Origin of the sequence: Micromonospora sp. NPDC048905, assembly GCF_040649655.1 — a bacterium.
Classification (GTDB): domain Bacteria; phylum Actinomycetota; class Actinomycetes; order Mycobacteriales; family Micromonosporaceae; genus Micromonospora.
In genome coordinates this window covers 141,252-165,475 of the sequence record NZ_JBEZFV010000001.1, presented here as the reverse complement: position 1 = coordinate 165,475, position 24,224 = coordinate 141,252, and the positions used below count along the sequence as shown (strand labels likewise).

Genomic DNA, 24,224 nt, shown 5'->3' with positions numbered 1-24,224 from the left:
GGGCTCAGTCCCGGTCGGGGGCCGCGATCTCCCGCAGCTGGCCGTCGGCCAGCCGCAACCACCGCTGCACGCCGATCTCGGCGAGGAACCGTTCGTCGTGGCTGACCACGACAAACGCCCCCTGGTACGCGGACAGCGCACTCTCCAACTGGGCGACGCTGACCAGGTCCAGGTTGTTCGTCGGCTCGTCGAGCAGCAGCAGTTGCGGCGCCGGCTCGGCGCAGAGCACACACGCGAGGGTGGCGCGCAGCCGCTCACCGCCGGAGAGCACCCCGACGGGCAGGTTCACCCGGGAGCCCCGGAACAGGAACCGGGCCAGCAGGTTCATCCGCCGGGCATCCGGCAGGCTCGGCGCGTACGCGGCGAAGTTCTCCGCCACCGTGCGGTCGAGGTCCAGCAGGTCCAGCCGCTGCGACAGGTACGCGATCCGCCCGTCGCCGCGCTTCAGCTCGCCGCCCGTCGGTTCCAGGTCGCCGTTGACGAGGCGCAGCAGGGTCGACTTGCCGACGCCGTTCGCCCCGGTGAGCGCGATCCGCTCCGGCCCCCGGATCACCAGGTCGGCGCCGTCGCCGCCGAACAGTTCCCGATCGTCGAAGCGGGCCCGCATCCCCTGGCCGGAGAAGACGGTGCGCCCGCCGGGGACGGTGGTGTCCGGCAGGTCGACGGTGATGGTGTCCTCGTCGCGTACCGCCCGGCCGGCCTCGTCGAGGCGGGCCTTGGCCTCGCCGAGCCGGGCCGAGTGGGTCCCCTGCGCCTTGCCCGCCGACTCCTGCGCGCTGCGCTTGAGCCCACCGGCCACGATCCGCGCCAGTCCGGCGTTCTTCAGGTTCTTGGAGGCGTTGCTGGCCCGCCGGTCGGCCCGCTCCCGGGCCTGCTGCATCTCCCGCTTCTCCCGCTTGACCTCCTGCTCGGCGTTGCGCAGGTTGCTCTCGGCCACCTCCCGCGCCGCCTGCACCGCCTCGGTGTACGCGGTGAAGTTGCCCCCGTACCAGTTGATCTCACCGCGGTCCAGCTCGGCGATGCGGTCCATCCGGTCCAGCAGCTCCCGGTCGTGGCTGACCAGCAGCAGGCACCCCGACCAGTCGGACAGCACGTCGTAGAGCTTGTGCCGCGCCTCCACGTCCAGGTTGTTCGTCGGTTCGTCGAGCAGCAGCACGTCCGGGCGTCGCAGCAGTTGCGCCGCCAGGCCGAGGGAGACCACCTGGCCGCCGCTGAGGGTGTGCAGCCGCCGGTCGAGCGCCAGGTCACCGAGGCCGAGCCGGTCCAGTTCGGCGCGGGTGCGCTCCTCGATGTCCCAGTCGTCGCCGATGGTGGCGAAGTGCGCCTCGCTGGCGTCGCCGGCCTCGATGGCGTGCAGCGCCGCGATCCGCTCGGCGACGCCGAGCACCTGCGCCACGGTCAGGTCGCCGACCATCGGCAGGGTCTGCGGAAGGTAGCCGAGCAGGCCGTCGACGGTGACGCTGCCACCGCTGGGCGGCAGCTCCCCGGCGATCAGCCGCAGCAGGGTGCTCTTGCCGGCGCCGTTGGGCGCGACCAGGCCGGTGCGCCCTCCCGGGACGGTGAAGGACAGCTCCGAGAAGACCGGGGTGTCGTCCGGCCAGGAGAAGGAAAGGTTCGAGCAGACGATGAACGCATCAGACATGAGAGTGACCTCAAAGGGTGGGGTGGGCGCGCCTAGCTCGCCCGACGACACGGGACCGGTGGAACGACGACATGGCCTCGGCGGCTGCGCCTACGCGCGCCGAACCGATGGCCGAACACGTCCGGTCTCACCCGGAGATGTCGTCGTCACCCGCCATGTCTGGTCTCCCTGGTCGTGTCACCAACCCAACTCGCCAAGTCTAACAACGGATCTTCACCCCGCCACCGGGTTCCCGACCAGGCGGTGCTCCCGCGTGGGGCACGTGGCCCCAAGATCGTGCTCGAACCTGGATGTAGTGGTGTCGGGCGTCCCGGATGCCACTACAACCAGGATATTGCGCGATCTTGCGGCGGGGCACTCACCGGGAGGCACGGCTCGAGAGACCTACCGGCTCGGCGCGGAAGCACGGTCACCTTGGGCGGTACTCGACCTCGGGGCGGCCGGGGGTGCCGTAGCGGGGGCTGCGGACCGCGCGGTCGACGGTCACCAGGTATTCGAGGTAGCGGCGGGCGGTCACCCGGGAGATGCCGGTCAGCCCGCTCACCTCGGTCGCGGACAGTCCCGCCTGTGGGCCGGTCCCGTCGGTGAGCGCCGCGCGTACCCGATTGAGGGTCTGCGCGTCGAGCCCCTTGGGCAGGCTGTGCCCGGCGGTGCCGCGCAGGGTGGCGAACATGTGGTCCACCTCGTGCTGGGCGGCGACCTCGCCGTCGGCGAGCGCCTGGGCGCGATAGTCGGCGTAGCGTTCCAGCTTGTCGCGGAACGCCGCGAACGTGAACGGTTTGAGCAGGTAGTGGGTCACCCCGAGGGACACCGCGGTGCGTACCACCGCCAGGTCCCGGGCGGAGGTCACCGCGAGCACGTCGACGTTGCTGCCGGCGGCCCGCAGCGCCCGGCAGACGTCCAGGCCGTGCAGGTCGGGCAGCCGAAAATCCAGGAGTACGGGGTCCACGTCGCCGCCGTCGCCCGCGCGCAGCGCCGCCATCGCCGCCCGCGCGGTGTGCGCCACCCCGACCACCACGAATCCGGGAACCCGTTCGGTGTACGCGGTGTGCGCCTCGGCCAGCAGCGGCTCGTCCTCGACGACCAGCACCCGGATGTCGGTCATCGCGGGGCACCGCCGACCGGTAGGTGGACCGTGAACAGGCTGCCGCCGTCGTCCGAGCGGGTCACCTCGTAGCGGCCACCGTGGCGGCGGACCACCTGCCCGATCAGCGCCAGACCGAGACCCCGTCCGGTGCTCTTCGTGGACCAGCCGCGCCGGAACGCGTCCGCCACCCGGTCCGCGGCCAGCCCGGGTCCGCTGTCGGCGACCCGGACCACCAGTTCGTCGTCGACGGCGCCGACGAAGACCCGTACCGTGCGCGGCGGGGGCGTGCCGGCGACCGCCTCCAGGGCGTTGTCGATCAGGTTGCCGACGACGGTGAGCAGGTCGTTGGTGGGCAGTGGGCTGTCGTCGAGGCGGCAGTCCGGCTCGATGACCAGGTCCACGCCGCGCTCGCCGGCCTGTGCCGACTTGCCGAGCAGCAGCGCGGCCAGGGCCGGCTCGGTGACCGCGTCGACCACCCGGTCGGTCAGCTGTTGCGCCAGGGCCAGGTCCCGGGTGCCGAGCCGGACCGCCTCGTCAGTCCGGCCCAGCTCTACCAGCGTCAGGACCGTGTGCAACCGGTTGGCCGACTCGTGGGTCTGCGCCTGCAACGCCTCGGTCAGCGCACGGACCGAGTCCAGCTCGCTGGCCAGCGTGCGTAGCTCGGTCTGGTCGCGCAGGGTCAGCACGGTGCCGAGCGGCGCCCCCTCGAAGCGGGCGGTCCGCTGGTTGGCCACCAGCACGCGGTCACCGGCCAGCATGGGCTCGTCGAGGGCGTCGCGGCCGGAGCCGAGCAGCTCGGCCACCGCGGGCGGCAGGTCGATCCCCGCCACCGGCCGGTCGGTGACCGGCTCGTCGGCGTCGAGGCCCAGCAGGCGCCGACCCTCGTCGTTGATCAGCGCCACCCGTCGATCGGTGGTCAGCACCACGAGACCTTCGCGCACCGAGTGCAGGACCGCGTCGTAGTACTCGTACATCCGGGTCATCTGCGTCGGTCCCAGGCCGTGGGTCTGCCGGCGTAGCCGGCGGCTGAGCAGCCACGAACCGGTCGCGGCGAGGGCGAGCGCCGGCGTCGCGACGCCCAGCAGCACGGGAAGTTGGCGCAGCAGCTTGCGGTTGATGGCCCGGGTGGTGATGCCCACCGACACCAGGCCGACGATGCGCTTCTGCTCGTCGTACACCGGCACCACCGCGCGCACCGACTCGCCGAGCGTCCCGACGTTGGTGGTGGTGAACGCGCGGCCCGCCAGGGCGGGCCCGATGTCGCCGACGAACGGCTCGCCGATGCGGTCCCGGGTCGGGTGCGAGAAACGGGTGCGGTCGGGGGCCATCACCACCACGAAGTCGGTGCCCGTGGCCCGCCAGGTCGATTCGGCGTACGGCTGAAGGATGCTGGCCGGGTCGGCGGTCGTGAGGGCCGCGCGGACGTCGGGGGAGCCGGCCACGGTCTGCGCCACCGCGAGCACCTTCTCCTGCGCGGCCTGGCGGGAGTCGACGCGGGCCAGCCAGGCCGCGCCCGCCGCGCCGGCCAGCACGAGCAGCGTCACCACCATCGCCTGGAGGGCGAAGAGTTGCCCGGCGATGCTCCACTGCCGTCGAGCCACCTTCACCACCTCCTCGTCGCGCCGCTGCCGTTGTCGAGTCAGCGGTGAACAGAATGACCGCAAGGCTGTCAACGGGTGAGACACGGTTCACATTGTCGACATGGACACCACCACATCCGCCACCACACCGGCACCGGCGGTCCGCCGGGACCGTACCCGCTACCTGTACCTCGCCGTCATCGTGGCCGTGCTCGCCGGCATCGTGGTCGGCCTGGTCGCCCCCGATTTCGGCAAGGAACTCAAGCCGGTCGGCACCGGTTTCGTCAACCTGATCAAGATGATGATCAGCCCGGTCATCTTCTGCACGATCGTGCTCGGCGTCGGCTCCGTCCGGCAGGCCGCGAAGGTCGGCAAGGTCGGCGGCCTGGCGCTGGGCTACTTCCTGACCATGTCGACGGTCGCGCTCGCCATCGGCCTGGTCGTCGGCAACCTCATCCACCCCGGCTCCGGCCTGGACCTCGGCCAGGACCTCGCGGGCGCGGGCAAGGCCGCCGCCGGAGACGAGGCCGGCGGTACGACGGAATTCCTGCTCGGGATCATCCCGACCACGCTGTTCTCCGCCCTCACCGAGGGGGAGGTGCTCCAGACGCTGCTGGTGGCGCTGCTCGTCGGCTTCGCCGTGCAGGCGATGGGCCGGCGCGGTGAGCCCGTGCTCGGCGCGATCGCCGTCATCCAGCGGGTCGTCTTCAAGGTCCTCGCCATGATCATGTGGCTGGCGCCGGTCGGCGCGTTCGGTGCCATGGCCGCCGTCGTCGGCGCGACAGGCGTGGACGCCCTCAAGAGCCTCGCCCAGATCATGCTCGGCTTCTACGCCACCTGTCTGATCTTCGTGCTGGTCATCCTGGGCGCGCTGCTCTGGTTCGTGGCCCGGATCTCGATCTTCTCGCTGCTGCGGTACCTGGGCCGGGAGTTCCTGCTGATCCTGTCGACCTCCTCGTCGGAGTCGGCGCTGCCGCGGCTCATCGCGAAGATGGAGCACTTCGGCGTGAGCAAGCCGGTCGTGGGCATCACGGTGCCGACCGGGTACTCCTTCAACCTGGACGGCACGGCGATCTACCTGACCATGGCGTCGCTGTTCATCGCCGACGCGCTGGGCAACCCGCTCTCCATCGGCGAGCAGATCTCGCTGCTGCTGTTCATGATCATTGCTTCGAAGGGCGCGGCGGGCGTCACCGGCGCCGGCATCGCGACCCTGGCCGGCGGGCTCCAGTCGCACCGGCCCGACCTGGTGGACGGGGTCGGCCTGATCGTCGGCATCGACCGGTTCATGTCGGAGGCCCGCGCGCTCACCAACTTCGCCGGCAACGCGGTGGCGACCGTGCTGGTCGGCACCTGGACCGGCGAGTTCGACCGGGACCGGGCGGTCGGAGTGCTCAAGGGCGACGACCCGTTCGACGAGGCCACGATGCTCGACGAGCACGACGACGATTCGGCGGCACGCCCCGACGAAGCCACCACGCCGGCCGGCGTCCCCGCCTGACCGTCCCGCCTGTTGGTCCACGGCGATGATCGACACGGGATCGGCAATATCGGGGTGTCCGAGCGCGTAGGAGACCCCGATATCGCTGACCTCGTGTCGATCACCACCGAAAGGCGCCGGGGTCGGGGCCGCGGGCGGGGGCGTGTGCGGGTTCCTGGGCGGCGCGCCGGTCGGTAGCGTGGGGCGTGGCGGCGGACGGGCCGGTACGACGTCCCGCGCCACGAGGAGGTTCGGGATGGATTCCCTGCCGGAGCCGACGTTCGGTCAGCGGCTCAAGGTCTACCGCGAGCGTTCGGGCAAGACTCGTGCCGTACTCGGCGGCCTGGTGGGTCGCAGCGCCGAGTGGGTCAAGGCAGTGGAGACCGACCGCATTCTGCCGCCGCGCGTCCACATGCTCGACCGGATCGCGCGTGCCCTCAAGGTCGACCTGTCGGTCCTGGTCGGGGAGTTGAGCGACCGCTCCGCGATCGTGAACGGGCCGGAACATCCGGCGCTCGCCTCGGTTCGGGACGCCGTGAACCGCTACACGTTCTCCGGCGACGCCACGCCTGAGCCGTTGGGTCGGCTCGGAAACCGTCTCGCTGCGGCCTGGCGGGCACGCCATCAGGCGCCGGACCATCGCACGGTGCTGGGCGCCCTCCTGCCGGACCTGCTCCGCGACGTCCAACGCGCGGCGTTGACCTACGAGGGTGACGAGCGTCGACGAGCCCAGGCGCTCTTGGGCGAGGCGCTCGGGCTCGCGCAGATGTTCCTCGCCTACCAGCCGGCCGCCGAGATTCTGTGGCGCGTCGCCGACCGCGCGATGGTGGCCGCGCAGGAGTCCGGTGATCCCGAGGCGCTGGCCTGCGCGGGGTGGTTTCTGTGCCAGGTGCACCGGGACGCGGGCGACTGGGACACCGCCATGGCGGTGACGCTAGACGTCCTCTCCGCCCTGGAGGCGCGTGCGTCCGACGCGAACACCAACCTCCTGGCCCTCTTCGGCGCGCTCCACTTCGAAGCCGCTTACACCGCTGCCCGAGCAGGTGAGGAGGGTCGTGCCTGGCGGTACTGGGACCACGCCGATCGGATCGCGCAGCGCCTGCCGCAGGGCTTCTACCAGCCGCAGACGTCGTTCTCCCGCGTCATCATGGGTGCCCACGCCGTCACCGTGGCCGTCGAGTTGCAGAAGTCCGGCGAAGCGGTGCGGCAGGCACGGCGCCACGACGCAGCAGCCATTCCGTCGCGACCCCGCCGCGCGCGACACCTCGTCGAGGTCGCCCGGGCCCATTACGGCAAGGGCGACAGTGACACCGCCATGGCGAACCTTCGCCAGGCGCACGAGTCGGCCCCGGAGACGGTCCGCTTCAACGGCTACGCCCGACAGATCACTCTGGACCTGCTCAGCGGGCCGCCGTCCAGCCGCGAGGACGCCCGAGATCTCGCACTGAAGGTCGGTCTCGTCTCTTGATCTAGGGGTACGAACTCTACCCACGATGCCCCGAAACCCTCCGTAACGTCCCCGCCACGGGATGCGGCGGGCGGTGCGGACTTCGCCTGGTCGCCGCGTCCCCCTCAACCTCAGGGGTGGCTGGCCGCCCTCGCCAAGACGGGGAGGACGCGTGCGACGCGTCTCGTACGACGAATACCTCGCGGTGGTCGCACTGACCCTGGCCCGTAGGCACCGGCCTGTCTGGTCCTGGCGGCATTGGCGACGAATCTGCTGTTGCGGAACCGACCTGCCGTGCCGAAGCCGTCATCGTCTCCCAATCAACCGCGTCCACTGGCCCGCCCAGGGCACGTCGTGACGACCCTCCATCAGCCGACCTCACCGCTCTGGAACTGCGGGTACTGTGCTGCCGACTGGCCCTGCGAGCCGGGGCGCTTTCTCGGCTGGATGCGGTGAGCATCATTCGGGCCGGAGACGAGAAGTTCCACTACAGCGACGGGTCACACAGGTGGATCCCGCCCAGCCCCGACTACGACCAGGAGGTCTGGGACGAGCAGGTCCGCCAGCACAAGCAGAGCCACCTGCGGAACGAGCACCCGAAGGTCCGCATCCAACGTCTCGTGTGACGCGCCGACCCGTGTCAGCTCGTTGCCCCGAAGCCGCCGTGCAGGGTGAGCGGCGACCATGACGCCCATCGGCCGGCGTGGCGCGATTGGCCATCCTGGTCGGCCTGACCCGATGACAGTGATGAGTTTCGGCGCCCCTGCCCGTCATACCTGCGACAGGACCTGACGAGGCGGAAGGATCACGTGATGAGTGCGGATACGCGGCTGAACGAGTTGGGCGTGAGCGGTTTTGGTGAGGTCGCCGAGCCGGCGGTGCACGTGCGCGGCTACCGGATGCTCGGGTCCGGCGCGAGCCCGGCACCGGGCCGGACCACCCGTGGGCTCGTCGGCACCGGCCTCGTCGCCGCGCTCGCAGCGGTGGTGGCCACCACCCTCGGCGCTGCGCTCGCCCAGGCCGGTGGCGTCGACTTCGAGGTCCCCGATGGTGGCGAGACGATCCCGTTGGCCGGGTTCGCCGTGGTGACCGGCTTCTTCTCGGTCGTGGGCATCGTCATCGCCGCCGCGTTTCGTCGGTGGAGCGCTCGTCCCGCCAAGCGATTCGTGTGGACGACGGTGTCGCTGACCGCGATCTCGTTGGTCCCGCCGGTCATCTCCGGGGCAAGCGCCGCGACCATCGCCGCCCTCGTCGGGCTGCACCTGGTGCCTGCGGCGGTGACGATTCCCGTCCTCGCGCGGAGCCTCCGCACCCGAACCGACTGACCGGTCTCGTCAGCGACGCCGGTCGGGCGCCGAGGGGGCGTTGCGGAACGCTCGGGGGGACATGCCGAAGGCGGCGGTGAACACCCTGCTGAAGTGGGCCTGGGAAGGAAAGCCCCAGCGGGCGGCGACGGTGTGGATGGCCCGCCCGCGTTGCAGGGGATCGCGCAGGTCGCGCGCGCACCGGTCCAGTCGCCTCGTCCGGATGATGTCGGCGACGGTCTGGTCCTCGGCCTCGAACGCCCGGTGCAGGCTGCGGAGCGAGACGTGGTGCGCGGCCGCCACGGTGCCGGGGGAGAGGTCCGGGTCGCCGAGGTGCTCGTCGATGAATGCCTTGACGCGCACGCGCAGGCTGTGCCCGCGTACCTCGGTCGGCAGGGCTTCGGTGAGGTCCAGGCGCTGGGCCAGTGTCGCGGAGATGAGGTCTCGGGCGACGATGCCCAGGAGTGGGACGTCGCGCTCCTGGTACTGCTCCGGGTGGCCCAACACCTGGTGTACGAAGTTGCTGAGCAGCGCGCCCATTCCCTCGACGGCGGAGATGTTGGTGCCGAGGAGCTGCGCGATCTTGTCGGGATGCAGCGGTACGAGACCGTGCGGCACGAGGATCGTCAGGGTGGTCAACAGACCCTCGAGCCGCGACCGCCCCTGATGCGACGACCGATGCGGTCGCGACGTGTCGACGACGGCGAACTGCCCCGGCGTGAAGAGGTTCGTCCGCCGCTCCTGTTCCACCCCGCCGTGCCCGGACAACGGCAGCGCGAACTCGTACATCTCCGGGTCGCTGCGGCGGATGAACGTGCTGGTCCGCTGCATGTCCAGGGACGGGTACCGCCAGGACGACAGGACGATCTCACCCAGACTGATGACCTCGGCCCGGGCCTGGAAGTTTGCCGCGTGGGCACTGTGGATCCGCATCGGGACCGATTCACGCGCCACCAGGTCGTGCCAGTAACCGAACCGCTCACTCGCGGGCACCGCGGTCGTGTCCGCCGAGCCTACGGTGAGCACTGGCTACCTCGAATTCTGTCGATGTCGGCGACGGGTGACGGCAGCGCCGCCGACCGGAATGAGAAAATCACCTTAACTCCGGCTCAGGTTCGGCGCGTCGTCGTCGCCTCATGTTCGTAGAGCGCCCAGACACCGGGCCATCACCCGGTACGGGATGGCCTGGCCCCTGGTCTGGTCGACGGTGCCCACCAGGTGCAGGTCGAGCTGTGGACAGTGGAAGAGCCACGTCCCGGTGACTCCGGAATGGCCGACGAGCGTGACCGGGCGGCGGCCCGACGACATGAGCCGGCCGACCGTGAAGAACATGGTGCCCAGCCCGTACCTGAGGACGGGGATGTTGCGCAGCCGGTTGCGCCGCTCGGTGAGCAGCTGCCCTGAGCGGGTGTCCCGGAAGAGGGCACCACCAAGGAGCGCTCGCTGAAAGGTGAGGAGATCGGCGGTGGTGCTGAACAGGTCGTTGCAGGATCCGATCATCGAGGGCACCTCCACCCTGCGCTGCTTCGCGTAGAGCGGCGAGGGCGGTGCGGACGCCGCAGGTGGCGGAGGGTCCCCGGGGAGCCAGGTCTGCGTCAGGTCGAGCGGGCCGAGGATCCGTTCGGTCAGCAGGTCGGCGATCGACCGACCGGTCACCGTCTCCATGATGTGGATCAGCAGCTGGAAGCCGGTGTCGGAGTAGCGGGCCTTCTGTCGTATGGCACTGAGGTCCTGCGGCGTGAAGTGCGGCCGCTGCTGCTCGCGCGTGGTCCGCACGGTGTCCTCGAAGGTCCAGGCCAGATCCTGCCCGGTAGCCAGGCGCTCATTCAGGCTGGGGCCTTCCCGACGCTTCTCGAAGTGGTCGGGCAGGCCGGACGTGTGACTGGCGAGGTGGCGCACCGTGATCGCCGACGTACGGTCGATTCCTCCGAGGACATGCAGGCCGGTCGTCGTCTCCGCCGGCAGGTAGCTGGTGATCGGCGCGGACAGGTCGAGTTCACCGCGTTCGTGCGCCTGCAGAACCAGCGCGATGATGAACCGCTTGGTGACGCTGGCGATGAAGAACGGGGTGTCGGGACGCACCGGTTGATCGTGGGCGCCGACCGGCCCGCAGGCAGCCGACCAGCGCAGCGTCCCGTCGCCGCTGGCGACGGCGAGGTTGGCGTGGTGTACGCCGCGGTGCGCGACGAGATTCTCCAGCAAGCCCCTCAGTCGCGCGTCGACACCGGCGGGAACGTGATTGTCGTGAGCGGTGATTGTGGTCAGTGACGATCTCACCAGCATATGTCTACTAGACATGTCTCTGAGAGGCAACAACCTAGACTCGGCCAATGGCCCACGTGATCCTTGGTCTGCTCCTGATCACCCCGCAGACCTTCTACGACCTCATCAAGGGATTCGAGGCCGGCGTCGCGCTCTTCTACAGCGCCAGTTCCGGAAGCATCAAACGGGCGCTGGACACCCTGCTCACCCGAGGGCTCATCGAGGTGGCCAGCACCGAAGCCGGCGGGCGGGGACGGAAGGTGTACCGCGTCACCGACGCCGGCCGGCAGGAGTTCCACGCGTGGATGACCGGAGAGCTGACCGGGTCCGATCTGGAAACCGCGGCGCTGTCCCGGCTCTACTTCCTCGGTCTGCTGAAGCCAGACGAACGCGTACCGGCGCTGCGCGGTGTCACGGGTCGCATCGAGAACGACCTCGCCAGGCTCTCGGCCCTCGCCACGCACCTCCGAGACCTGGAGGTGCCCGAGGAGCACCGCGACCTCGCCACCCATCAACGCGCAACGCTCGACTACGGCATCGCCGCACACCGCTTCACGCTCGACTGGTTCCGCGATCACATCAACCGACACGAGCCGGGCCACCTGCGCGACGAGGATCCGAAGGTCCGCATCCGGCGCCTCGGGTGACGCGCCGACCCGTGTCAGCTCGTCGCACCCAGAGCCGCCGCGCAGAACTCGGCTGGTGGCAGGTATTCGTGGACGGAGACGTAGTGGAGCAGGAGCTGAGGTGCGGCGTACACGACGCCGTCGCCCTGGACCTGGAACTCGGCGCTCTCGCGGGCGATCATGCCCAGCCGAATGGCTTCTCTGGCGTCACCGCCGATGTCCCGGATGCAGATCTCGCAGAAGTGGTATCCGCGTGTCTGGCGGACCCGCACCGTGGCCAGCTTCGTCAGGGCTGGCATCAGGCCGTCCGGGGGAGCGCCGGTCGGGAACGGATGCGCGGCGTCCAGCCAACCGACGTTGAGCAGCGGCAGGTCCGGCCACGGCTCGTCGGTTAACCCTGGCTCGTCCTCACGCCGCTCCAGGTACGTGTACGGCGTCAGGTCCGCGAAGTAGGTCACGGGTCCTGTCTACCCCCGGTGCGCTTGACAAGCGATGTGTGAGCGTTAACATCGACAACCACCACTGTCTGTCGGGAGGTCCGATGACGCTCGTCCTCGCGCGTTCCACCGCACGTCGGATGGCCGGGCTCACGGCTCTGGTCGTGCTGCTCGCCGTCGGCCTCAGCGTCATCTCCGGAAAGCCGGCCGCGGCGTGGGACAACGGCACGGCGGACACCCCGCCGATGGGGTGGAACAGCTACGACTCGTTCAACTGGCGCGTCACCGAGTCCGACGTCCGGGCCAACGCCGACTACATGCGCGACAACCTGCGCCAGCACGGTTGGCAGTACGTCGTCATCGACTGGGCCTGGTACTACCCGGGCCAGCACAACAACAGCCCCAACCAGGACGCCGGCCTCAACCCCCGGCTGCGGATGGACGCCAACGGGCGGCTGCTGCCGGACACCACGCGGTTCCCCTCGGCGGCGGGCGACAACGGGTTCAAGCCCCTCGCCGACTACGTGCACGCCCAGGGGTTGAAGTTCGGCGTCCACCTGATGCGCGGCATCCCCCGGCAGGCGGTGGCCGACAACGTGCCCATCCTCGGCACCAACTGTCGAGCCAACCAGATCAACAACAGCACCACCGCGGCCTGGCTCAACCTGATGTGGGGCCTGAACATGTCCAACGCCTGCGCGCAGGCGTACCTGGACTCGGTCTTTCAACTCCTGGCCGGCTGGGGCGTCGACTACGTGAAGGTGGACGACATCGCGGCCCCGACCTACCGGCAGGCCGAGGTCGAGGGTTACCGGACGGCGATCCAGCGCAGCGGTCGGCCGATGGTGCTGAGCCTCTCGCCCGGTGCGACACCACTGGCCAGCGGCGGGCACGTGCGGGACAACGCGCACATGTGGCGCATCGTCAACGACCTGTGGGACAACTGGTCGTCGCTCGACGCGCTCTTCGACCAGTTGCGCAACTGGACGCCGTACCGGACGGCCGGTGCCTGGCCCGATCCGGACATGATCCCGATCGGGCGGCTGTCGAAGTACGGCCCGGTCGGCTCACCCCGCTACTCCGCGCTCACCGCCGACGAGCAGCGCACGCTGATGACCCTGTGGGCGATCAACCGGGCGCCGCTGATGTGGGGCGGCAACCTGGTCGAGAACCGCGCCGCCGAGCTGGCGCTGATGACGAACGCGGCGGTCCTCGCCGTCGACCAGAACAGCGCCAACAACCGGCAGCTCGTCGGCGGCACCCGGCAGGTGTGGACCGCCGACGTGCCGGGCAGCGACCACCGGTACGTGGCGCTGTTCAACCGCGAGAGCGCCACCGCCACCGTGTCGCTGAACCTGGTCGACCTGGGCATCGGCTCGGCCACCGTCACCGACCTGTGGTCCGGCGCCGGCCTCGGCACCGCCACCGGCACGCTCACCCGGTCCCTCCCCGCCCACGGCAGTGGCCTGTACCGGCTGGCGCCGCTGACCACCACCCCCACGCCGACCACCTCCACCGTGGCCGCGCGGCACAGCGGGAAGCTCCTCGACGTCTCCAACGCGTCCACCGCGGACGGCGCGAACGTCGTGCAGTGGGGCGCGAACGGGCAGGCCAACCAGCGGTGGCGGTTCCAGGACACCGGTGGTGGCTACTCCACGGTGACGAGCGTCAGCAGCGGCAAGTGCCTCGACGTGTACGGCGGCGCGAGTGCCACCGCCGACGGCGTCCGGGTCATCCAGTGGGCGTGCAACGGCGGCACCAACCAGCAGTGGCGCGTCGAGGATCTCGGCACCGGCTACGTCCGGCTCGTCGCCCGGCACAGCGGAAAGTGCCTGGACGTGCTGAACGCCGCCACCGCGGACGGCGCCCAGACCGTGCAGTGGACCTGCGGCACCGGCACCAGCCAACAGTGGCGACGCACCACCGTGTAGCGCTCAGCGGCGCGCCCGCCACATCGCGCTGATTCGTCGCGAAACGCGCCGCCACCAGCAGGTTTCGGAGCGAGAATGAGGGGTGCCGCGACGATCCGGGGGAGCAGGCGTGCGGGCAACCGGCCTCCTCGGCCGGCTCCGCCGCCGTGACCCGGGCGATGCCGTCCTGCGGCGGGCGGCACGACTGACACTCGTCGCGTCCGTCGTCTTCTACGGCTGCCGCTACGGCGCGGGCAGCTCGGTGCTCGCCACCTACGGCCTGTTCGGCACGATCGCCGCCGGATCGTTCGCGCAGTTGCCCGGTCCGGCGCCGCAACGGGCGCGGATCCTCGTCACCGCACTGCCGGCGGTGTGGGCGCTGATCGCCGTGGGGTCGTTGCTGGCGTGGAGCACGTGGTCGGCCGCCGGTGGCATGGTGGTCATCGGGTTCGTCGTGGCGTTCGCCGGGGTCGGCAACCCGCGCCTGGTGGGGTTGGCCAGCGCGTTCCAACTCTTCTACATCCTGGCGTCGTTCCCGCCGTACCAGCCGGGCACCCTGCCGGAGCGACTCGGCGGCGTCACGTTCGCCATCGTGCTGCTCGCCGCGGCGGAGGTGCTCCTCTGGCCCGATCCGGTGCCGGTCTCCTACCGGCAGCGCCTCGCCGTCGCGGCGGACCGCGTCGCGGCGTTCCTCGACGTCACCGCCGAGCGGTTGACCGACCCGCCCACCGGTCCGGGTGCTCGGGACCCGCGGCGCGAGCGCGCGTACGACTCGGTGGCCGCCATCGAACTGGGCCGCAACCCCCCGGAGTGGGCGCCGAGCGCGGCGGGCGCCCAGGATCGGGCGTTGCGGATCTGCGCGTCCGCGCTCCGCGAGGCGCTCGCCGAGGCGGACCGGTTGGCCGTGGACGCGCCAGCCGTACCGATTGGGGATCTGGCGGCGGCGAGTCTGCTGCGCTCGTGCGCGGTGACGACCCGCGCCGCCGGCCGGACCCTGACACCGGGCGCCCCGCCGGTGGGTCTCGACGACCTGGACGCCGCGATCGGGCGAGCCGAGACGGCGTACCTCGCCGGAGAGGGCGACGGCCACGACCCGCCGGACGCGTCCCGGTTGTGCCGGGACGCGACGGCACTGGCCGTCGCCGACCAGACCCGGGTCTTCGCCGTGGGCGTCCGGGTGGCCACCGGGTCGCGGCCCGACGGCGAGGACGCCCCCGGAGGGCTCTTCGCGTACGCGCGGCACAGCCCGTGGCGGCTGTACTGGTGGCAGTTCCGCGCCCACCTGGCACCCCGCTCGGCCCACCTGCACAGCTCTCTTCGGGTGGCCGTGGCGCTCGCCGTCGCCCGGATCGCCGCCGGGGCGCTGCACCTGACCCACGGCTTCTGGGTGCTGCTGGCCACCCTCACCGTCCTGCGTACCTCGGCCGCCGACACCCGCACCGCCCTGCGCCCGGCCGTGCTGGGCACGATCGTCGGTGCCGTCGTCAGCGGCGGGCTGATGCTCGTCATCGACAAGCCGATCGTGTACGCCATCGTCCTGCCGGTGACCCTGCTGCTGGCCTTCGGCGTCGGTCGCCTGCTCGGCCCGGTGTGGCAGCAGGCGCTGTTCACCGTGCTGCTGACCGTCGTCTTCGCCCAGCTCAGCCCGGAAGGGTGGCGGCTCGCCGAGACCCGCCTCGTCGACGTGCTGCTCGGCGCGGTGATCGGCGTGCTCGCCGGCGTGGCGATGTGGCCGCGCGGCGCGAGCCACGATCTGCGGCACAACGCGACGGGCTACCTGAGGGCCAGCGCGGACGCCGTCGAGCAGACCGTGCTGGCGATCGTCGGCGGCGCTCCACCTCCCGACCGTGCCCTCGACCGGGTCCGGCGCCGAATGATCCTTGTCGACTCGTCGTACTGCCAGTACCACTCGGAGCGACACCATCCGCACCGGCAGCAGGTGAACTGGGACGCGGTCCTGAGCGCCGGGCACCACGTGGTGCCCGGCGCGGAGTCGCTGTTGCGCCGCAACCCGCCCGGCTGCCTCGCCGGCTGGCCGGCCGCGGCGGCCCTGCTGCGGGACTCCGCCGCGCATCTGCGCTCGGCGTACGACGACGTCGCCCGCGAGGTGGCGCACGACCGCGCCGCGGGTCCGACGGCCGACCCGGCCGGCTGCGGCGACGAACTGGACCGGGTTCGTCCACTGCTCAGCGGGCCGGACCCGCGGTCGGTCCGGCACCTCGTGGAGGTCGACAGGTGGCTCACCGGCCTCGCGGCCAGCCTCGCCCGAATCCGTCCACCGGCTGGCGATTCGGCCTCGATGTGACCGATCCGGTGCCCCAACCAGTCATGGAGTGTGGGAGTCCACCGGAGCACGGGAGTGAAATCATGGATCAGAACCTGCGGATGCTCTTCGACCGGGCGATCGTCGACGAGCCCGCACTGCCGTCGACCGACCTGGCCGGCGCGGCGATGGCAGCCGGCACCAGCCTGCGCCGACGTCGACAGCGCCTGGTGACGGCGGGCACGGCAGCCGTGGCCGCCATCGCGGCGGTCGGGGTGGTGAACGTGGTGGCACCGCCGCAACGGTCGGCCCCGGAACCGACGACCGTGCCGGCGGCGTTCGGCATGCTGGTGAACAGGGCGTGCGAGGCCCCCGCCCAGACGACCGCGACCGATGCTTCGATCTTCCTCACCGACGACATCACCAATAGGCAGCGCGACGCGGTCAACCGCGCGCTGGACGTGGATCCGGCGGTCGGGACCCTGGTGTTCGTGAGTCGCGAACAGGCGTTGATCAACTTCAGGAAGATGTACGAGGACGCGCCCGAACTCGCCGCCAGCGTGAAGGCCAGCCAATTTCCGGAGTCGTACCGGATCACGCTCGTCGCGCGGGAGCAGTTCGCGACGTTGAAGGGCCTGGTCAAACGCATGCCCGGAGTCGAAGAGATCATCGGCATCGACTGCCCGGCCGGCACGAACGCGTCGGCGGTCGACTGATGGCGGGTGTGCGCTGGGGCGCGGCCCGACGGCGCGAGCAGACCGCCCGGCAGGCGGAGTTCACCGCCTTCGTCGAGACCACCGCGCCGCGACTGCGCCGGACCGCCTACCTGATGTGCCGCGACTGGCACCTGGCGCAGGACCTGACCCAGACCACCTTCGCGAAGATGTACGCGAACTGGAGCCGGATCCGGCACACCACGAACCTCGACGCGTACAGCCGGCGGGTGCTGATGAACGTCGTCTTCGACCACGCGAAGCGGCGTAGCGCCACCGAGCTGGTGCTGGCCGAGTTGCCCGAGGCGGCGCCCCGACGGCTCGACGACACCGCGGAGGTGCACGTCACCCTGCTTCGGGCGCTTGCCACCCTGCCCCTTCGGGACCAGGCCATCGTCGTGCTTCGGCACTGGGAGGACCAGAGCGTCGAGGCCGTCGCCAGCACCCTCGGCGTCTCCGTCTCGGTGGTCAAGACGCAGAACGCCCGCGCACTGACCAGGTTGCGGACGGTGCTCGGCCAGGACTTCGTCCGGATCTGACAGGCCGCCGATCGCCGATTGGTCCTGCCCGTTCGACGCCGCCTCGCCTAACGTCGGCGAGATGGAGATCGAGCAGGCGCAGAAGCTGTGGCAGCCGGAGCCCGGCTGGTTGAACACCGCCTCCTACGGGTTGCCGCCCGAGCCGGCGTGGACGGCACTACAGGACGCCCTGGGCGCGTGGCGCGTCGGCCGCACGTCGTGGGAGGGCTGGGGCGAGGCGGTGCACTCGTCCCGTACCGCGTTCGCCGCCCTGATCGGGGTGCCGGCCGGTGACGTCGCGGTCGGCGCGGCCGTGTCGCAGATCCTCGCGCCGGTCGCGGCGGCCCTGCCGGCCGGGGCGACGGTGGTGGTCCCCGAGGTCGAGTTCACCTCCAACCTGTTTCCGTGGCTGGTGCAGGAGGAGCGCGGGGTCAAGGTCCGTACGGTGCCGCTGGCTGGCCTGGTCGACGCGATCGACAGCGACACCGATGTGGTCGCGTTCAGCCTGGTGCAGTCGGCCGACGGGGCGGTGGCGGCGTACGACGAGATCGTGATCGCGGCCCGCGCGCACGGCGCGTTGGTGGTGGTGGACGCGACCCAGGCGTGCGGCTGGCTGCCGTTCGACGGGAGCGGGGCCGACGTGGTGGCCGTCGGTGGCTACAAGTGGCTGATGAACCCGCGCGGCACCGCCTACGCCTACCTGGCCCCGGCGCTGCGCGAGCGGTTGCGCCCGGACGCCGCCGGCTGGTACGCGGGCCGCGACCCGCACGCCTCCTACTACGGCGCGCCGCTGCGGCTGGCCGACGACGCCCGCCGGTTCGACATCTCCCCGGCCTGGTTCAGCTGGGTCGGCGCGGCGCCGGCGCTGGAGTTGGTCGCCGAGATCGGCGTGCCGGCGATCCGGGAGCACAACGTGGCGTTGGCCAACCGGTTCCTGGCCGGGCTGGGCCGGCCGCCGGGGGAGAGCGCCATCGTCAGCGTCGACGTGCCGGACGCGGAGCAGCGGCTGGCGGCGGCCGGCATCCGGGCGGCGGTCCGCGCCGGACGGGTCCGCGCCTCCTTCCACGTCTACTCCACCGAGGCCGACGTGGACGCGGCGTTGGAGGCGTTGACGGGGTGACTCCGCTCAGGCGAGGTGACCACCGATCTTCGTGTAGCCGCGCAGCAGGTCCCGGGAGATGATCAGCCGCTGCATCTCGTCGGTGCCCTCGAAGATCCGGTAGAGCCGGACCTGCCGGTACCACCGCTCGATGGGCAGCTCCCGGGTGTAGCCCATGCCGCCGTGGATCTGGAGCACCCGGTCGACCACCCGGTTGACCATGCCGGCGCCGTAGAGCTTGCCCATCGACGACGCGTGCCGGGGATCCAGGCCCTGGTCGACGGTCCACGCCGAACGCAGCACCAGCCACCGGGCCGCCTCCAGTTCGGTCTCCGAGTCGGCGATCATCCACTGGATGGCCTGGTTGGTGCCGATCTTCGCGCCGAACGTCTCGCGGGTGTTGGCGTAGTCGATCGCCATCTGCAGCACCCGTTCGGCGATGCCGATGGCGTGCGACGGGATGGTGTAGCGGCCCTTGCCGATCCACTCCATGCCCAGCGTGAAGCCCTGCCCGATCTCGCCGAGGATGTTGCGGTGCGGCACGCGGACGCCGTCGAAGATGAGCGATGCGGGGCCACCCTCGCCCATGGTCTGGATGAACTCCGAGCGCCAACCCATCGTCCGGTCGACCAGGAAGGCGGTGGCCCCACCGTTGCGGGCGCCCTTGTCCCGATCCGTCACCGCGACCACGATGGCGAAGTCCGCGTCGTGCCCGCCGGTGATGAAGGTCTTCTCGCCGTCCAGGACCCAGTCGTCGCCGTCGCGGCGCGCCGAGAGCCGGATGTTCGCGGCGTCCGAGCCCGCCCCCGGCTCGGTGATCGCGAAGCAGGAGCGCCGCTCGCCCTCGATGGTCGGGAGAAGGAACTCCCGCTTCTGCTCCTCGGTGGCGTGGAACAGGATGTTGTCGGCCTCCCCGCCGAAGCGGAACGGCACGAACGTGCGGCCCAACTCCGTCCAGATCAAGGACTGGAGTACGGCCGGCAGGTTCATGCCGCCGTACTCCTCGGGGGTGGCCAGGCCCCAGAAGCCGAACTTGCGGGCCTTGAGTTGCAGCTCGCGCACCTCGGAGTGGTCCAGGCCCGGCTGGTGCGCCCGCTCCCGGCGGAGCACCTCGGCTTCCAGGGGCAGCACCTCGCGGCTGATGAACGACCGGACGGTGTCCCGCACCGCCCGCTCCTCGTCGGTCAGCGAAAAGTCCACGGTGGTCCTCCTGGCGTCGGAGCTGCCGGTCACCATTAAACTAGCGGTGCAAGTTTTGCCGCGTCCAGACCCCCACCGCCGAGACCCGCGAGGAGCGCAGTGCCCCGACCCCGCCAGCCCCGCCTCACCCGGCAGCTGATCGTCGAGACCGCCACCGCGCTCATCGACGCCGAGGGCCTGCCCGCCTTCTCCACCCGCCGGCTCGCCGCCGAGTTGGGCGTCCGCGGCCCGTCGCTCTACAACCACTTCGCCACCAAGGACGAGATCCTCGACGCCGTCGCGGACACGGTCACCGGCGCCGTCGACACCAGCGGCTTCGCCAGCCGGGACTGGGCCGCCGCGCTGCGCGACTGGGCCTGGTCGTACCGGCGGGCGCTCACCGCGCACCCGAACATCGTGCCGTACCTGGCGCAGGGGCCGGGCCGCCGACCGGCCGCCCTCGCCATGGCCGACGCCGTCTACGGCGGGCTGGTACGCGCCGGCTGGCCGCCGGCCCGCGCCACCCACATCGGCGCCGCGCTGCGCTACTTCGTGGCCGGGTCGGCGCTCGGCTCGTTCGCCCGCGGCTTCGTCGAGGACCCGGAGCTGTACGCCGCGCACTACCCGCACCTGCGGCAGGCACACCGGCTCGCCGAGCACCAGCAGAGCGTGGACGAGGGCGCCTTCGCCCTCGGCCTGGACGCGCTGCTGCACGGTCTGGCCGCCGAGTACACCCGCAGCGTCGGCACGGTGGAGTCCGGGCGGCCCAGCGGGTAGCGTCCAAACTCCCAGCGCTAGTTTCATCGCCCCGTCGCCATCACCCGCCGCGACCCCGTCGCCATCGCCCGTCGACCACCCCCGAAGGGACGCCATGGACCTCGCCGCCCCGCCGTCGCAGCTGCCCGACACCCTGCGCCTCCGACGTCACCTGCACATCGGCGGCGAGTGGACCTCTCCCGCCGGCACCGACCTGCTCGAGGTGGAGAATCCGAGCACCGGCGAGCCGATCGGGCAGGTGCCCGCCGGCACCCCGGCCGATGTGGATCGCGCCGTCGCCGCGGCCCGCGCCGCCTTCCCCGGCTGGGCGGCCACCGCCCCCGGCGAGCGTGCCGCCCACCTCGACCGGCTGCACACCGCACTCGCCGCCCGCGCCGACGACCTCACCCGCACCATCGCCGTGGAGCTGGGCTCGCCGCTGAGGTTCGCCACCCGCGTCCAGGTCGGGCTGCCGTTGACCGTGCTGCGCGACCACGTCGCGCTCGCCGCCCGACCACCCGTCGAGGAGAGCATCGGCAACTCGCTCGTCGTCCGCGAGCCGATCGGCGTGGTCGGCGCGATCACCCCCTGGAACTACCCGCTGCACCAGGTGCTGGCCAAGCTGGCGCCCGCGCTGGCCGCCGGCTGCACGGTGGTCCTCAAGCCCAGCGAGTTGACCCCGTTGACCGCGTACCTGCTGTTCGACGCCGTCACCGAGGCCGGCCTGCCGCCGGGGGTCCTCAACCTGGTCCCCGGCACCGGACCGGTGGTCGGCGAGGCCCTGGCCGGGCACCCCGACGTCGACCTGGTCTCGTTCACCGGCTCCACCGCCACCGGCGCGCGGATCATGCGGGTCGCCGCCGACCGGATCGCCCGGGTCGCGCTGGAGCTGGGCGGCAAGTCCGCGAACGTGCTCCTCCGCGACGCCGACCTGGCCGGCGCGGTCAAGGTGGGCGTCGGCAACGCCCTGCTCAACTCCGGGCAGACCTGCACCGCGTGGACCCGGATGCTGGTGCACCGCGACCGGTACGCCGAAGCACTCGACCTGGTCGCCACGGCGGTGGCCGGCTACCGGCTCGGCGATCCGTTCGATCCGGCCACGCGGCTCGGCCCGCTGGTCTCCGCCGCCCAGGTCGAGCGGGTCCGTGGCCACGTCGACCGGGCGCTCGCCGACGGCGCCCGGCTGGTCGCCGGCGGACCGGACGCTCCGGTGCCGGCCCAGGGGCACTTCGTCGCCCCGACCGTCTTCGCCGACGTGCACCCGGACAGCGCGCTCGCCCAGGAGGAGGTCTTCGGCCCGGTCCTCGCCGTCCTCCCGTTCGACGACACCGACGAGGCGGTCGCCATCGCCAACAACTCGCGGTACGGGCTGGCCGGCGCGGTCTGGTCCGCCGACACCGAGGCGGCGCTCGCGGTGGCCCGGCGGCTGCGGACCGGCGCGGTCGACATCAACGGCGCCCCGTTCAATCCGCTCGCCCCGTTCGGCGGCTACAAGCAGTCCGGCCTGGGCCGGGAGTTGGGCGTGCACGGGCTCGCCGAGTTCTGCGAGCTGAAGGCGATCCAGCGATGAGCGGCCCCGAGCCGTCCCCGGCCGCGCCGGGCCGCGGCGAGCCGGTCATCGTCCGCGCGCTTGTCGCGCGCGGGGCCGGCGCCGAGCTGCGCGTCGAGCGGATACGCCTGCCCGCGCCCGGCCCGGGCGAGGTACGGGTGACGATCCGAGCCGCCGGCGTCTGCCACTCCGACCTGTCCATGGTGAACGGCACCATCGCCGCGAGGTTCCCGCTGGCGCTCGGGCACGAGGCGACCGGCGTGATCGCCGAGGCCGGGCCGGGCAGCACCCTGCGGGTCGGCACCCCGGTGGTGCTCAACTGGGCACCGGCCTGTCGGGCCTGCTGGTGGTGCCGCAACGGCGAACCGTGGCTCTGCGCCGACACCACCGCCCCGACCGTGCCGCGCGGCGAGACCGACGACGGCCTCCCGCTGCACCTGACCCTCGGCCTCGGCGCGCTCGCCGAGGCGGTGGTGGTGCCCGAGAACGCCGTCATCCCGATCCCGGCGGGCCTGCCGCCGGAGCGGGCCGCGTTGCTCGGCTGCGCGGTGCTCACCGGTGTCGGCGCGGTCCACAACACCGCCCGGGTCGCGCCCGGCCAGTCGGTCGCGGTGATCGGACTCGGCGGGGTCGGGCTCGCCGTGCTCACCGCTGCCCGCCAGGCCGGCGCCACGACGATCCTCGCGGTCGACGTCGCCGAGGCCAAACGGGACCTGGCGCTAGCCGCCGGGGCGACCGACTTCCTGCTCTCCGACGACCGGCTCTCCAAGGAGGTACGGGCGCGCACCGACGGCCGGGGCGTCGACCACGCCTTCGAGTGCGTCGGCCGCGCCACCACCATCCGCGCCGCCTGGCGGCTGACCCGGCGCGGGGGAGCGGTGACAGTGGTCGGCATGGGCGCCAAGGACGACATGGTCAGCCTTGGCGCGCTCGACATCTTCCACTCCGCCCGTACCCTGCGCTCCTCGGTGTACGGCTCGTCCGACCCGGAGCGGGAGGTGCCGGCGCTGGCTGCCAAGCTGGCCGACGGCGCGCTGGATCTGCGCGTGCTGGTCAGTGGCACAGTCCCGCTGGACGACGCGCCCACGGCATTCGCCCGACTGGCGCGAGGCGAGGGCGCTCGCTGGGTGGTCACCCTGGACTGAGCCGAGTGGGTCGGCCACTGCCGCTCACCCGGACGCGTGTCACATCCGCGCCCGCAGCACGTCGACCTCGCAGCCTGGCGACGAGGGGTCGAAGCCGTGTTGGACGAGCCAGCGGATCGCCAGCAGGCTGCGCATCGACCACCACGCCCGGATCACGTCGAGGTCGACGTCGACGCCGTAGCCGGCCACGACGTCGTCGAGGTGCTCCTCGTGCCCGAGCGTCAACGTGGCGAGGTCGAAGAGGGCATCGCCCCGGCACGCCTCGGACCAGTCGAGCACACCGGTGATCTCGTCACCGTCGACGAACACATGAGCGATCTGCAGGTCGCCGTGGGTGAACACCGGTGTCCACGGCCGGAGCGCGGCCTCGGCGACGTGGCGGTTGCGGATGACCAGGTCGGTGGGGAGAACGTCGTTGCTGACGAGCCACTCGCATTCGACGTCGAGCCGTGCGGCCAACTCGTCGCGGCTGCGGCCGGGCCAGGGCGGCAGCGGCGCGTCGTGCAGCGTACGAGCGGCGGCGCCCGCCGCGGCCCACGCCGCCGGCGACGCGGTCGACGGCTCGCCGAGGCGACCGAGCGCGGTTCCGGGCAGGGCGGCGAGCGCGAGTACCGGCGGCCGGTGCCAGAGGACCTCGGGAGTCGGGATCGGTGCGATCGCCATCGCCTCGACCTCGACGTCGGCGCGTACCGGATCGGCGTCGATCTTCAGGAACGTGTCGCCGACGCGCAGGGTCGCGCGTTCGCGATGGGCGACGACGACTTCGACTTCCTGCACGGCAGGCATTATCGCGACCCGACCACCGGTTTCCCAGGGGATTGTCGGCGACGAGGGGCGTGCCTGGCCCGGTGCCCTGGGCTGGCTCCGAACGGGCCAACCCTGGGCGCCCGGGCGACAGAGCCGGGCGACAGATCAGAAGGGTGGGGCGTCCTCGCCCATCAGCGCCAGCACGACGCCACCCTTGCCGCTCTTGAGGCCCTGGACCACGACTTTGCCGGTGCTGCCGTCGGGCAGCTCCAGGGTGAAGGTCTTTCCGATCGCGTTCTTGGGGCCGTTGCCGGCGCTGTTGGCGGGGCGGAAGTCGCCCGCCCAGGGTGCGATACCGCCCCTACGGGCCGGCTCGGCGAAGAGCGCGGCGGTGCCGGGGGTGCGGGTGCCGTCGGAGGAAAGGAGCACTGAGGCGCTGCGAAAGGTAGCCATATGCGCCAAGGCTAACCCGGCCGTGCC

The 24,224-nt window shown here is 71.7% G+C and carries 22 protein-coding genes; 13 read left to right on the top strand and 9 right to left on the bottom strand.

The window, feature by feature from the left end; all coding sequences use genetic code 11:
* Window positions 1-4 precede the first annotated feature (4 nt).
* From abc-f to AB0C01_RS00770, 3 genes are all read right to left on the bottom strand, one after another.
* Complete coding sequence (abc-f, locus tag AB0C01_RS00780; protein WP_357569876.1) at window positions 5-1,642, bottom strand: ribosomal protection-like ABC-F family protein; 1,638 nt, start codon at window positions 1,640-1,642, stop codon at window positions 5-7.
* A 409-nt stretch (window positions 1,643-2,051) separates the two neighbouring features.
* Entirely contained in the window at window positions 2,052-2,747 is a 696-nt protein-coding gene (locus AB0C01_RS00775) for a response regulator (protein ID WP_357569875.1), read from the bottom strand.
* On the bottom strand, window positions 2,744-4,330 hold the full coding sequence (locus tag AB0C01_RS00770) for a sensor histidine kinase (RefSeq protein WP_357569874.1): 1,587 nt from the start codon (window positions 4,328-4,330) through the stop codon (window positions 2,744-2,746). The genes AB0C01_RS00775 and AB0C01_RS00770 overlap by 4 nt, the downstream gene beginning before the upstream one ends.
* Before the next feature lie 100 nt (window positions 4,331-4,430).
* Between AB0C01_RS00770 and AB0C01_RS00765 the strand changes: the two genes are divergently transcribed.
* The 4 genes from AB0C01_RS00765 (at window position 4,431) to AB0C01_RS00750 (ending at window position 8,561) form a co-directional block, all read left to right on the top strand.
* Window positions 4,431-5,810 (top strand): cation:dicarboxylase symporter family transporter, encoded by a 1,380-nt coding sequence (locus tag AB0C01_RS00765; protein ID WP_357245318.1) that lies wholly within the window; start codon window positions 4,431-4,433, stop codon window positions 5,808-5,810.
* Window positions 5,811-6,045: 235 nt separating this feature from the next.
* Window positions 6,046-7,257: a transcriptional regulator gene (locus AB0C01_RS00760; protein WP_357569873.1), complete on the top strand. Its 1,212-nt coding sequence runs from the start codon at window positions 6,046-6,048 to the stop codon at window positions 7,255-7,257.
* Window positions 7,258-7,688: 431 nt separating this feature from the next.
* Complete coding sequence (locus tag AB0C01_RS00755) at window positions 7,689-7,862, top strand: hypothetical protein (protein ID WP_357245314.1); 174 nt, start codon at window positions 7,689-7,691, stop codon at window positions 7,860-7,862.
* Between the two features lie 186 nt (window positions 7,863-8,048).
* Window positions 8,049-8,561, top strand: a complete 513-nt coding sequence (locus AB0C01_RS00750; protein ID WP_357245312.1) for a DUF6069 family protein — start codon at window positions 8,049-8,051, stop codon at window positions 8,559-8,561.
* Between the two features lie 9 nt (window positions 8,562-8,570).
* On the opposite strand, the gene AB0C01_RS00745 is transcribed toward AB0C01_RS00750, so the two are convergent.
* The gene (locus tag AB0C01_RS00745) at window positions 8,571-9,566 is read right to left on the bottom strand and encodes a helix-turn-helix domain-containing protein (protein WP_357569872.1); all 996 of its coding nucleotides are present in this window, start codon (window positions 9,564-9,566) and stop codon (window positions 8,571-8,573) included.
* Window positions 9,567-9,674: 108 nt separating this feature from the next.
* Window positions 9,675-10,817: a serine hydrolase domain-containing protein gene (locus AB0C01_RS00740; RefSeq protein ID WP_357569871.1), complete on the bottom strand. Its 1,143-nt coding sequence runs from the start codon at window positions 10,815-10,817 to the stop codon at window positions 9,675-9,677.
* Between the two features lie 53 nt (window positions 10,818-10,870).
* On the opposite strand from AB0C01_RS00740, the gene AB0C01_RS00735 reads away from it, so the two are divergent.
* A complete protein-coding gene (locus AB0C01_RS00735; protein WP_357245306.1) occupies window positions 10,871-11,449 on the top strand; it encodes a helix-turn-helix transcriptional regulator in 579 nt (192 codons plus the stop codon).
* Between the two features lie 14 nt (window positions 11,450-11,463).
* On the opposite strand, the gene AB0C01_RS00730 is transcribed toward AB0C01_RS00735, so the two are convergent.
* Window positions 11,464-11,886 (bottom strand): hypothetical protein, encoded by a 423-nt coding sequence (locus tag AB0C01_RS00730; protein ID WP_357245304.1) that lies wholly within the window; start codon window positions 11,884-11,886, stop codon window positions 11,464-11,466.
* An 83-nt stretch (window positions 11,887-11,969) separates the two neighbouring features.
* On the opposite strand from AB0C01_RS00730, the gene AB0C01_RS00725 reads away from it, so the two are divergent.
* From AB0C01_RS00725 to AB0C01_RS00705, 5 genes are all read left to right on the top strand, one after another.
* Complete coding sequence (locus tag AB0C01_RS00725) at window positions 11,970-13,796, top strand: alpha-galactosidase (RefSeq protein WP_357569870.1); 1,827 nt, start codon at window positions 11,970-11,972, stop codon at window positions 13,794-13,796.
* 109 nt (window positions 13,797-13,905) lie between these two features.
* Complete coding sequence (locus AB0C01_RS00720; protein WP_357569869.1) at window positions 13,906-16,080, top strand: FUSC family protein; 2,175 nt, start codon at window positions 13,906-13,908, stop codon at window positions 16,078-16,080.
* A 62-nt stretch (window positions 16,081-16,142) separates the two neighbouring features.
* On the top strand, window positions 16,143-16,754 hold the full coding sequence (locus AB0C01_RS00715) for a permease-like cell division protein FtsX (RefSeq protein WP_357569868.1): 612 nt from the start codon (window positions 16,143-16,145) through the stop codon (window positions 16,752-16,754).
* Window positions 16,754-17,290, top strand: a complete 537-nt coding sequence (locus AB0C01_RS00710) for a SigE family RNA polymerase sigma factor (protein WP_357569867.1) — start codon at window positions 16,754-16,756, stop codon at window positions 17,288-17,290. The genes AB0C01_RS00715 and AB0C01_RS00710 overlap by 1 nt, the downstream gene beginning before the upstream one ends.
* A gap of 61 nt (window positions 17,291-17,351) precedes the next feature.
* Window positions 17,352-18,389, top strand: coding sequence for an aminotransferase class V-fold PLP-dependent enzyme (locus tag AB0C01_RS00705; protein ID WP_357569866.1), 1,038 nt, complete (start codon window positions 17,352-17,354; stop codon window positions 18,387-18,389).
* 6 nt (window positions 18,390-18,395) lie between these two features.
* On the opposite strand, the gene AB0C01_RS00700 is transcribed toward AB0C01_RS00705, so the two are convergent.
* Window positions 18,396-19,568, bottom strand: a complete 1,173-nt coding sequence (locus AB0C01_RS00700; RefSeq protein ID WP_357245292.1) for an acyl-CoA dehydrogenase family protein — start codon at window positions 19,566-19,568, stop codon at window positions 18,396-18,398.
* A 99-nt stretch (window positions 19,569-19,667) separates the two neighbouring features.
* Here AB0C01_RS00700 and AB0C01_RS00695 point away from each other — a divergent pair, with 99 nt between their 5' ends.
* The 3 genes from AB0C01_RS00695 (at window position 19,668) to AB0C01_RS00685 (ending at window position 22,997) form a co-directional block, all read left to right on the top strand.
* Window positions 19,668-20,324: a TetR/AcrR family transcriptional regulator C-terminal domain-containing protein gene (locus AB0C01_RS00695; protein WP_357569865.1), complete on the top strand. Its 657-nt coding sequence runs from the start codon at window positions 19,668-19,670 to the stop codon at window positions 20,322-20,324.
* A 94-nt stretch (window positions 20,325-20,418) separates the two neighbouring features.
* Window positions 20,419-21,873, top strand: coding sequence for an aldehyde dehydrogenase family protein (locus AB0C01_RS00690; RefSeq protein WP_357569864.1), 1,455 nt, complete (start codon window positions 20,419-20,421; stop codon window positions 21,871-21,873).
* Window positions 21,870-22,997 (top strand): zinc-binding dehydrogenase, encoded by a 1,128-nt coding sequence (locus AB0C01_RS00685; RefSeq protein ID WP_357569863.1) that lies wholly within the window; start codon window positions 21,870-21,872, stop codon window positions 22,995-22,997. Before AB0C01_RS00690 ends, AB0C01_RS00685 begins: the two co-directional genes overlap by 4 nt.
* Before the next feature lie 39 nt (window positions 22,998-23,036).
* Here AB0C01_RS00685 and AB0C01_RS00680 read toward each other — a convergent pair whose 3' ends face one another.
* Together AB0C01_RS00680 and AB0C01_RS00675 are read right to left on the bottom strand one after the other, a co-directional pair.
* Entirely contained in the window at window positions 23,037-23,783 is a 747-nt protein-coding gene (locus tag AB0C01_RS00680; protein ID WP_357569862.1) for a phosphotransferase, read from the bottom strand.
* 126 nt (window positions 23,784-23,909) lie between these two features.
* Entirely contained in the window at window positions 23,910-24,197 is a 288-nt protein-coding gene (locus tag AB0C01_RS00675) for a hypothetical protein (RefSeq protein ID WP_357569861.1), read from the bottom strand.
* Window positions 24,198-24,224: the final 27 nt, after the last annotated feature.

Coding starts and splice junctions, on each gene's coding strand:
- AB0C01_RS00685 (WP_357569863.1), top strand. CDS start 21,870: ATGAGCGGCCCCGAGCCGTCCCCGGCCGCGCCGGGCCGCGGCGAGCCG.
- AB0C01_RS00705 (WP_357569866.1), top strand. CDS start 17,352: ATGGAGATCGAGCAGGCGCAGAAGCTGTGGCAGCCGGAGCCCGGCTGG.
- AB0C01_RS00750 (WP_357245312.1), top strand. CDS start 8,049: ATGAGTGCGGATACGCGGCTGAACGAGTTGGGCGTGAGCGGTTTTGGT.
- AB0C01_RS00775 (WP_357569875.1), bottom strand. CDS start 2,747: ATGACCGACATCCGGGTGCTGGTCGTCGAGGACGAGCCGCTGCTGGCC.
- AB0C01_RS00765 (WP_357245318.1), top strand. CDS start 4,431: ATGGACACCACCACATCCGCCACCACACCGGCACCGGCGGTCCGCCGG.
- AB0C01_RS00760 (WP_357569873.1), top strand. CDS start 6,046: ATGGATTCCCTGCCGGAGCCGACGTTCGGTCAGCGGCTCAAGGTCTAC.
- abc-f (WP_357569876.1), bottom strand. CDS start 1,642: ATGTCTGATGCGTTCATCGTCTGCTCGAACCTTTCCTTCTCCTGGCCG.
- AB0C01_RS00715 (WP_357569868.1), top strand. CDS start 16,143: ATGGATCAGAACCTGCGGATGCTCTTCGACCGGGCGATCGTCGACGAG.
- AB0C01_RS00675 (WP_357569861.1), bottom strand. CDS start 24,197: ATGGCTACCTTTCGCAGCGCCTCAGTGCTCCTTTCCTCCGACGGCACC.
- AB0C01_RS00680 (WP_357569862.1), bottom strand. CDS start 23,783: ATGCCTGCCGTGCAGGAAGTCGAAGTCGTCGTCGCCCATCGCGAACGC.
- AB0C01_RS00710 (WP_357569867.1), top strand. CDS start 16,754: ATGGCGGGTGTGCGCTGGGGCGCGGCCCGACGGCGCGAGCAGACCGCC.
- AB0C01_RS00725 (WP_357569870.1), top strand. CDS start 11,970: ATGACGCTCGTCCTCGCGCGTTCCACCGCACGTCGGATGGCCGGGCTC.
- AB0C01_RS00690 (WP_357569864.1), top strand. CDS start 20,419: ATGGACCTCGCCGCCCCGCCGTCGCAGCTGCCCGACACCCTGCGCCTC.
- AB0C01_RS00735 (WP_357245306.1), top strand. CDS start 10,871: ATGGCCCACGTGATCCTTGGTCTGCTCCTGATCACCCCGCAGACCTTC.